The sequence below is a fragment of the Alteromonas sp. MmMcT2-5 genome (assembly GCF_022348315.1).
Taxonomy (GTDB): Bacteria; Pseudomonadota; Gammaproteobacteria; order Enterobacterales; family Alteromonadaceae; genus Alteromonas; species Alteromonas macleodii.
Genome location: NZ_JAKRFB010000047.1, coordinates 23678 through 32717 on the forward strand (window position 1 = coordinate 23678; position 9040 = coordinate 32717).

The window sequence follows — 9040 nt, forward strand, 5'->3', positions numbered from 1 at the left end:
CTAAGGAAGTAAATGGCTAGTTTACGCTAGCCATTTTATTTAAATCCATCACGATAAACGCAGGAATGTATACGTTGGCGCTTGCAACCACTTGTTTATTTTCCAGCGACACAATACGGGCGTTTACGCGTACGCCTCTGTCATCTTCAATGATGGTGCCGGTTACAACATGGTCCATTTCAACCTGTTTAGCGAGTGCAGTACCATCTCGAGTAAGTACGAAATCGCCAATTGGCGTTACGGTAATGCCACCTGCAAGCTTAAAGTCGACAACCGCTAACCCAAAGTCTTGTAGCTCGGCTATTAGATACTCTGAAAGCTGATTGCCTAACACGGTGCTGTCGCTCAACGACTGATTAAGCCTCACAAAGCTCGCCACACCCACCATATCTTGCTGCGTAAGACGGGTTGCATTGTCCATTAACTCCATCGCAAGTTGCGAGGCGTAATCATTTAAGCGCTTATGCGTTTGTGAAGGTGAATAGCCATGATGTAGTGGGTCTTTATAGCCGGGTTCGACTTCCACGTGCTGTTGATATTGTCTATCGCGAGAATCTGGTGTGTACTCCAGCCCTGAGCGGCTTGGTACAGGCACTGGCTCGGCGTGATGAGTAATTTCACCGTCTTCACCTAACCAAAATGAGCCAATAGACTCTGTGCTAGTGCACCCTGTCATACATACACTCAGCATTACGCCAACGGCTGCCCAACTGCTTGACACAAGCTTCTTTGTAAACACCATGCTGAAACTCCTAGCCGCGACTTAGCTTAACGCCATCGCGCATACCGTTTTGCTGGCTACCGTCACTTGGAATAAGTGCATCTACTACGTAGAACGGCACTAACATTTGCGCAGTTGCCACAACTGCGCGCGACTCCATGCCTAAAATACGGGCGTTAACTAACACGCCACCTTGGTGCTTGGTCATTGTTCCGGTTAACACATATTCAATAGGAAGGCTGCTGCTCAATTCCAAATAGTCTCGGCTTAATACAAAATCGCCATCGTCAGTAATGCGAATATACTCGGTGGCTTTGAAGTCGATAACCGGCACGCGGAATTTATGCAGTTCGTGAACAAAAGATTCCGCCATCTGACGACCAAGCAAATCTGTTTGCTGCAAGTCAGTATCTAGTAGTGCGAAATGGGTTACACCGATAGGTGTTTTGTTATTCACATATTCCATATTGGCAATTAAGTCTTGCGCCATGTTCTTCACATAGTCGCCAATATGCTTGGTTAGAGGTCGACCTTTATACGCGCCCTGTACGCTCGAATACAAAGGAGGTTGACCGATAGCGCCGTACGCGTCCATACCCTGAGACTGGGTATCGCTGGTATTTTCAACTGGCTTTGAAGGAGCGCGGTCGGCGGCAGTAATATCAATCACATTCATGGCCGGGCGCTGAGGCGCTTGTTCGGCTACCTCTTCTTCCCCCATCATCATAGAGCACCCGCTAACGCTTAGCAGTGAAGCACAAAGCGAAAGCGCCGCGTATTGATTTCGTCTTTTCATGGGGTTACCTCGTACCTTCAGTTCTGTATAACTTGCCGTTTCTGGTGGTTACTTGTTCTTCGCGCCAAAACAGTTCGGCAGGGAAAAAGCGTGTTGCTGCAGCGACAATGTTTTTATTTCTAGCGTTGATAATTCGAGCGTTAACCACCGCGCCAGACTCTTGATACACCATAGTGCCGGTTATATAAAAATCGACGCGCTCAATGTTGGAAAGCTGGTCGATATCGCGGGTTAATACTCTGTCGCTTTCGTTACTAACAATTATATCGTTCGAAAGCTTAAATTCTTGAGTAGAAAAGCCTCTTTTCGTGGCCTCAGTAATCATTCCCTGTTCAAGTTGATGGCCCAACAACATTAGCGGATGTTGATGACCAGCACTGTATTTCATAGTATCCGCAGGTACAAAGCCGACTACCGCATAGCGAGACTGACGTGCTGGACCCACATCAGCAAAAAGTTCGTTCGCCAACATATAGGTATGGTATTCCACATTCCCCAATGCCGATACATCGCTGGCATCGGTTTGTGCAAATTGGCTCTTAGGTTCATCAGATGAAGAGCAAGCAGAGAGTAAGCCCAAGATAAGCGCGGTATATGCCAAGGCTTTCGCGACTAAGCGACCATTTTCTGTCAACAAAGCGTGAGAGACAGGTTTTGTCATACTTTTCATTACACGTGTCCAGTGAAAAACGTCAAATTTCTATCGGAAAGAAGCAAAAACTCATCGAAAAACAGTGATCAGCTACTACGCAAACCGACATTTTTAGTGTCTTTAAACATGCTTTTGCAAAATTCACACCAAAGAGAGGCTACAAGCAGCATTGACCGTTACATTGAAGGTTACATTGATAAAATTGCTGATAACCAAGTGACGTAAAGCGCCTAGTTTAAGGAGATATACCTTTCTCAGTGTTAAAAGAACTTGATGTTTATCGTCAGGCCGTGCATGAAAAGCGGAGGCGACTTGCCGCCTTAGGACAGAAAGCTGCCGATAATTAAATAGGCAATGATCACAATGCCAAGTGATTAAAAAAGCTTGAGAACTCCCGGGACTCTCATGCCACGTTAATGACCAAGTAGCTAAATAAACCTACACATGCCTAAACCTAAGCTCTGACCATCGCGAGGTTTTAGGCCAAACTTAAGATAAAAACTCTCTTTTCCATGCGCAGCCAACAGGCCAATGGTTGCGCCAGGTGCGCAGCAAGACTCCAAATGTGCAATCAACGTGTTCATTATTTTCGAGCCCAAGCCTTTATTCTGATGTTCTGGATGGATAATGACGTCTTGAATATAAAAATACATTGCGCCATCGCCAATCACCCGACCACAGCCTACAAGGTTGTTGTCGAGGTAAATTGTTGCCCAAAACAACGAGGCATCAATACTTTTTTGAACAACCGATAAACACGGGTTACTCCATCCAATCAATTTTCTCAGACTGGTAAAGTCTTCAGCTGACGGAGGACTTTCTTTAACGGTGTAATTGGTATGCATCATTCGTCATTCCGCCCCTCGTTTTCGCAAAAGCTAGCTACCTAATTCGGTAATGTGAAGTAGTTCGCCCGACGGGCCCCATAGATAGAAAACACTTCCCCAATGTTGTTGCTCAATTGATGAAATTTTCGTTTTATGTAACGAGCGCGAGCACAAATCAAAAGCGTCCTGAATGTCTGCTACACATATTTGTAGCATAAAGTTATTCGCCAATTCAGGGTTATAAAAGCGCTGAAGAAAGAAGAGACAATCACCATTTTCAAACAGTGTTAGGTCTTCATTTACGTATTCTGCATTAAATCCAATCTCAGAATAAAATGCTTTAGAAATGTCGTAGTTTTTGCTTGGAATAAAAGTCTTAATATCTATGACGTCCATATCTTGAGATCCCTCGCATTTCGCTGCTTTAAATTTAAATCGTGGCTAAATGGCAATAACAGCAAGCATGTCTTCGCCACCTTCATCTAACCCCACCTCTTCGAAACCAAAGCTTGAATAGAAGGCTTTGGCGACAGGGTTCTTGGGGTTATAGCATATCTCTATTTGTTTGAGCTCAGAAGTTTGCTTTATGAGCATGATAGCTTGAGATAAAGCAGCTCTGCCAATTCCATTGTTCTGATGGCTCTCATCAATCATAAAGCGCCAAATGGACACTTTGGTTGGCGTTTCCCGAACCCACATCAAGAATCCTACGGGCTGGTCATTGCAATAAATGGCTTTGCAGGTATGGTTCTCGTTGTAGAAAGACTCAACCAACGACCACATATTGCACGCTACAAACGCTTGTTGATCATCAGCCACATCCAAGTCACAAACCTGCTCATAATTAGATTTGTTTATTTCTTCCAGTGAAATTTTCATCCTGTCTTCTTATTAATGCACACTGCTTTCTTGCCATTATAAGCTGAAGTTCACTCAAGTCATCATTAGTCGTTTATAGCCATATTGATAGTAAAAGACTAACTTACCACCTGATTCAGGCTTCAGAATGTCTTATTCACCATTGACACGAAATCAGAAAACTTCACAATGGCGCTAAACCATATTCACTCGCGATCATTAATGCTGTACCTTTCTGAATTTCAAATAAAGCTTCCTAATCAATACATTACTCCTGCATTTTCGCTAGCGCTCTGTACTGAAAGTGCGCCGTCGCACTTCCTTATCGCAGGTAGAAACAGTAGCGGAAAGTCACTCTTAATTTCCGCGCTTGCCGGTAGTGGGAAGGTAGCAAGCGGTAGTCGTGAATGTACTTCGGTTGTTGCAGAGGTATCGGTTTTTAAACAGCAAGCGATAATTGAAGAAGAAAAACAAAAAGACAGTGCAGATATTTTAGACGTAATAGCTGAGCCAACACAGGTTCGCGAACTATTCGCACAGACTAATGAGGATTATCAAAACCACCCTTATTACGACGAACTCGCCTCTGCGCTTAGAATTGAGCATTTGCTAGATAATGGGTTTCTTTCACTTTCAACAGGTGAAACCCGCAAGATTATTATCATGTTGGCATGGTTAAGTAATGCCTCTATTATTTTGCTTGATGAACCCTTCGAAGGTTTAGATGTTGAAGCGATAAGCGCATTTAGTCGCTTTCTTGTCTCTCAGCAGCAAGCTTCTTTAGTACTTTCCGCCAACAAACTCGCAGATATTCCCAAGAATATGCAAGCCCAGTTGATTGTCATGGATGACTTGGCTATTACGTGGAAATCTGAAGATAAACTTAACTATGACGGTTTGCGCTCAGAACTAAGCACCTGGTTTGCACTAGAGTCTGATGATATCGATGTTCCCTCAGCCCTTAACGCTAAAGACAAACACGGCGATGACCCCAATCGCAATAACCGAAACCTCAATGATCAAAACAGTGAGTTAGATTCACTACCTCATACCTTAATTCAGCTTAAAGATGGATTCGTGCGCTTCGATGAGCGAACCGTATTTGAAAAGCTTAACTTTACGCTTAACAAAAATGAGCATTGGCAGATCACTGGTCCAAATGGGTCAGGCAAAACCTGTTTGCTTCAAATGTTTACCGGTGATAATTCCCATTGTTATACCAACGATTTAACAATGTTTGGCATAAAACGTGGCACAGGCGAAAGTATATGGGACATTAAAAAGCACATTGGAATTATGTCGAATGCGCTCCACATGCAGTACAAAGTGAATGCAAGTGTTGAGCACGTTATCATTTCAGGCTTTCACGACAGTATTGGTCTGTACACTCGCCCCACGCTAGCGGAACGCATGGTGGCAGAGCAGTGGCTTGAAGTACTGGGTTTGAAACAGAAAAAGAACTCGCCGTTTCAGTCACTGTCTTTTGGTGACCAGCGATTAGTACTTATTGCACGTTCTATGGTTAAGCACCCCGCCGTGCTTATTTTGGATGAACCTTGCAATGGTTTAGACGACTTCAACCGACAGAAAGCGCTTAAGCTTATTGATATATTGGCTAGGGCTGGCACAAGTACACTGCTGTATGTGAATCACCATGCAGAAGAACGCATTCCTAGCATTCACAATACGTTAAATATGAAAGACTATAATGTTTAAGGGTATATGTTGAAAAACTTGGCCTTTCAGGTCTTCGCTAAAAAGACGTGGCACTTGCCTGTTAGACAATTAGCCTTAAAGCTGGAATCTTAAAAGCGGATATTTAAGAAGATTAGCGCAGCTAGGTACCGAGAGAGAAAAAAGCGCTATCACAAGGGAAAACTCATGGAAAAAGTGATAGCGCCGAAGTAACCGAGGGTGAGGTACAATAAGTACTCAAAAACTACATGGGATCCAGGGTAAGCAACACGCGATGAGTACCAGGTATGACTTTGCAGGACCGATGCACGGCGGCAAATTCTTCATGGCCCTGCCACGACTTACCTTTAAGTAAACCCACATCAAACGCGTTCATTTGCCTAACGCTGCTCTCTCGATAGTGCTGACCCAACCTATTCTTAGTAAGCCCTTGTGTATTCGCGTCGTTAAGACCAATCATTTGGCGTGTAACCACACTTTCTTTCGGCAGCCACTCTGTACCTTCGCCCAAATAGGTATTCACCAACCGAACAGGAATATTGTCCACATGGAAGCTTGGGCACATTGCTGATGAAAGGGGCACTAACCTTACGCCAACACTGTCACAATCAAATAGCGTGGTGAGCATGTCAGACAGCAAATAAATATCGTCAATGGCAGCCTGCTTTCCGGCACTATTTCTTCCATCAGGTAAAAGCTTTGCGATTTCCTCTTTCAGTGATGTTAAAGAGAAAACACCGCGAATCCCCATTCCTAATGATTTAAAAACGTCGACATAATATTGCGTGACAAGTGGTACTTCGGGTCTTGTCCATACCGCAACGCTAATACCTTTATCAAAGATATCGCCTAACACCATAGCATCGGCGCTTGAGCGCCAAGAGTCGCTGTGTTCAAAGGAAGTAATGTGGTCTTTTAACGCCTGCATATTAGTGCTCCCACGCAGGAAATGGGTCAGGCATTTCAGCCCAAACATGATGGCCTTGAATAAGCTGTTCGTCTGTTAACAAGCAACGATCTAACCGCTCGATAATGTCGTTTTTATTAAGCCCTTGTCCAATGACCACCAGTTCTTGACGCATGTCACCGAAGGGCTCCATCCATTGTTCTTCAATCGCTTTAAGGTATTCAGGGTCTTCAGGCCACTGCTCTTTGGGTACGGCTTTCCAAAACAGCCCAGCAGCCCCGTATCTTGCCATACCGCCAGCTTGGCTCCAGCTACCCGCTAATTGAGGGCGTGTTGCCAGCCAGAAGAAGCCTTTTGAACGAATTAACTTACCTGCAATGTCTTTACTATGAATAAAATCATAAAACTTCTGCGGATCGAACGGACGTCGCGCTTCGTAAGAAAAGCTGCTTATACCAAACTCTTCAGTCTCTGGTACGTGCTCGCCACGCATTTCTTTCAGCCAACCGGGCGACTGCTGAGCACGCTCGAAGCTAAACCGCCCTGTGTTCAGCACTTTGTCGAGGGGCACTTTTCCATGCTCGATAGGAACTTGAATAGCCTCGGTATTAAGTGTTTGCAGAATACTTTTAAGGCGCGCCAACTCTTGTTCAGAGACTAAGTCGGTTTTGCTTATAAGCAATATATCAGCAAATTCCACTTGTTCGACCAACAAGTCTGCCACGCTTCGCTCATCTTCCTCCCCCAAGCTCTCACCCACTTCGTTGAGAAACTTAGCTTCGTCATAGTCTTTAAGAAAATTCAATGCATCGACAACGGTGACCATCGAATCGAGGCGTGATATTTCCGACAAGCTTTTACCGTCTTCATCGGCAAACGTGAAGGTCTCAGCTACAGGCAAAGGCTCCGAAATACCTGTAGACTCTATTACCAGATAATCGTATTTACCTTCATGCGCTAAACGCTCTATCTCTTCAAGCAAATCTTCTCGCAACGTGCAACAAATACAGCCATTGCTCATTTCAACTAGCTTTTCTTCGGCTCGATTAAAGCTAATTTCATTTTTCACCGTTGCAGCATCGATATTGATTTCACTCATATCGTTAACAATAACGGCTACTCTTAATCCATCACGATTATTCAGAATATGATTTAGAACCGTGGTCTTACCGGCGCCTAGAAAGCCCGAAAGTACGGTAACGGGAAGCTGAGTTTGAATTGACATAACGACTCGCTAAGTTTCATTTTAAATATCGAATTTAATAAATGTTATAACATAACAATTAAAATAAAAATAACGATATGATCAATTTATTGCAAAACGCTTGCGGTATTCCACCGGACTAAGCCCATACTCTTTACGGAATATCTTCCTAAACGCATTGACGTTTTGATAGCCCACGTTGAATGCGATATCAGCAATGCTGCGCGTTGATACTTCAATTTGCTGACAAGCATGATGAAGTCTCAGCTTCTGCAGATAGTCGATGACTGACATACCTAACGCTTGCGCAAATCTTCGCTGTAAGGTTCGCTGACTAACGAAAGTGTGGCTGGCTAAATCGCTAAGAGAAATTGGCTGACTGTAATGATTTGCCAAAAAATTTTGCACTTTAACAACGAGAGCATCGCCATGATCTTTTTTGGGTGAAAACTGGTGATAAAAGCCTTGCTCCCTGTAACCTGTATCCACCACCATCTCTTTAGAAAGATTCAAGGCAATGGTGGGTGAACTTAAGGTCGATATGATTTCAAACACAAGATCAATCCACGCCATTCTCCCGCCAGCTGTTATTACACCCTCCCCGTTTACCACGATAGCCTTAGCATCTAGCTTTGCTGTGGGAAAGGTTGCCATGAAGTGATCGGCAATTCGCCAGTGTGTAGTACACACTTTGTTATCTAAAAAGCCCCCTTTGCCAAGAATAAATGCACCTACGCAAGCAGATGCGAGCAATGCACCTTGGGACTGCATGACTTCCATATAGTTGATGAGTGATGTGAAGTCATGCTCAAAAAATGTTTCACTCATGCTTGGCGGCAAGATGACGACGTCAACCAGTGCATTTGAATTCAACTGTTCCGCTTTGTAAATACTCGCGCTAAATGCCACATCAGCGTTGATTTGCTCACACATCGTATTTGCTAACTCTAACATCTCAACGATGCCGTAAAGCGCAGATTGGCTTGCGGTTGGATAGTTTATTACTGCTATTTTTATTTCTTTCATCGTTTCATTGTCGTTCTGTGAACGCTGTCGCATTTGGCGCGCTTTTTGTCATTATCGTCACTCTCTATTACACGTGAAAATCTGCAAAATAGTCAATATCGAGTAAGCACAACTTAAACCGTGCTAGAGACTATTTCTTGGAAAAAGAGGGTAAGACCGTGGTTAAACAAGCACTTATTGTTATAGATATTCAAAACGATTACTTTCCTGAAGGGAGGTATCCTTTACACAAACCAGAGCTTGCGATGCAAGAAACCGTCATTCCGCACCTAATTAGCTGATTTATTTTTCTTGACACCGATCCCCCATTTTGATCTATTACTCATCTTTGGGTGCAGCAAAATGGCTATTTCT

At 43.8% G+C, this 9040-nt stretch carries 11 protein-coding genes; 2 read left to right on the forward strand and 9 right to left on the reverse strand.

Going from position 1 to position 9040, the window contains the following annotated elements:
- Positions 1-16 precede the first annotated feature (16 nt).
- From MHN09_RS16715 to MHN09_RS16740, 6 genes are all read right to left on the reverse strand, one after another.
- The gene (locus MHN09_RS16715; RefSeq protein ID WP_049587774.1) at positions 17-742 is read right to left on the reverse strand and encodes a FlgO family outer membrane protein; all 726 of its coding nucleotides are present in this window, start codon (positions 740-742) and stop codon (positions 17-19) included.
- A gap of 10 nt (positions 743-752) precedes the next feature.
- Positions 753-1517: a FlgO family outer membrane protein gene (locus MHN09_RS16720; protein WP_239241522.1), complete on the reverse strand. Its 765-nt coding sequence runs from the start codon at positions 1515-1517 to the stop codon at positions 753-755.
- Between the two features lie 4 nt (positions 1518-1521).
- On the reverse strand, positions 1522-2187 hold the full coding sequence (locus MHN09_RS16725; RefSeq protein WP_239241523.1) for a FlgO family outer membrane protein: 666 nt from the start codon (positions 2185-2187) through the stop codon (positions 1522-1524).
- A 410-nt stretch (positions 2188-2597) separates the two neighbouring features.
- Positions 2598-3017, reverse strand: a complete 420-nt coding sequence (locus MHN09_RS16730; protein WP_239241524.1) for a GNAT family N-acetyltransferase — start codon at positions 3015-3017, stop codon at positions 2598-2600.
- A 30-nt stretch (positions 3018-3047) separates the two neighbouring features.
- Positions 3048-3392, reverse strand: a complete 345-nt coding sequence (locus MHN09_RS16735; protein WP_039225261.1) for a lactoylglutathione lyase — start codon at positions 3390-3392, stop codon at positions 3048-3050.
- Positions 3393-3437: 45 nt separating this feature from the next.
- Positions 3438-3875 (reverse strand): GNAT family N-acetyltransferase, encoded by a 438-nt coding sequence (locus tag MHN09_RS16740; RefSeq protein WP_239241526.1) that lies wholly within the window; start codon positions 3873-3875, stop codon positions 3438-3440.
- Between the two features lie 168 nt (positions 3876-4043).
- On the opposite strand from MHN09_RS16740, the gene MHN09_RS16745 reads away from it, so the two are divergent.
- Positions 4044-5570, forward strand: coding sequence for an ATP-binding cassette domain-containing protein (locus MHN09_RS16745; protein WP_239241528.1), 1527 nt, complete (start codon positions 4044-4046; stop codon positions 5568-5570).
- A 223-nt stretch (positions 5571-5793) separates the two neighbouring features.
- Here the strand turns inward: MHN09_RS16745 and MHN09_RS16750 are convergent, their stop codons facing one another.
- The 3 genes from MHN09_RS16750 to MHN09_RS16760 form a co-directional block, all read right to left on the reverse strand.
- Positions 5794-6477 carry a DUF1826 domain-containing protein gene (locus MHN09_RS16750; protein WP_187447230.1) on the reverse strand — a complete coding sequence of 228 codons (684 nt, stop codon included), beginning with the start codon at positions 6475-6477 and terminating at the stop codon, positions 5794-5796.
- A 1-nt stretch (position 6478) separates the two neighbouring features.
- Positions 6479-7681: a zinc metallochaperone GTPase ZigA gene (gene zigA, locus MHN09_RS16755; protein ID WP_239241530.1), complete on the reverse strand. Its 1203-nt coding sequence runs from the start codon at positions 7679-7681 to the stop codon at positions 6479-6481.
- 81 nt (positions 7682-7762) lie between these two features.
- Positions 7763-8719 carry a helix-turn-helix domain-containing protein gene (locus tag MHN09_RS16760; protein WP_187447232.1) on the reverse strand — a complete coding sequence of 319 codons (957 nt, stop codon included), beginning with the start codon at positions 8717-8719 and terminating at the stop codon, positions 7763-7765.
- A 104-nt stretch (positions 8720-8823) separates the two neighbouring features.
- Here MHN09_RS16760 and MHN09_RS16765 point away from each other — a divergent pair, with 104 nt between their 5' ends.
- Complete coding sequence (locus MHN09_RS16765) at positions 8824-8967, forward strand: hypothetical protein (protein WP_239241532.1); 144 nt, start codon at positions 8824-8826, stop codon at positions 8965-8967.
- Positions 8968-9040: the final 73 nt, after the last annotated feature.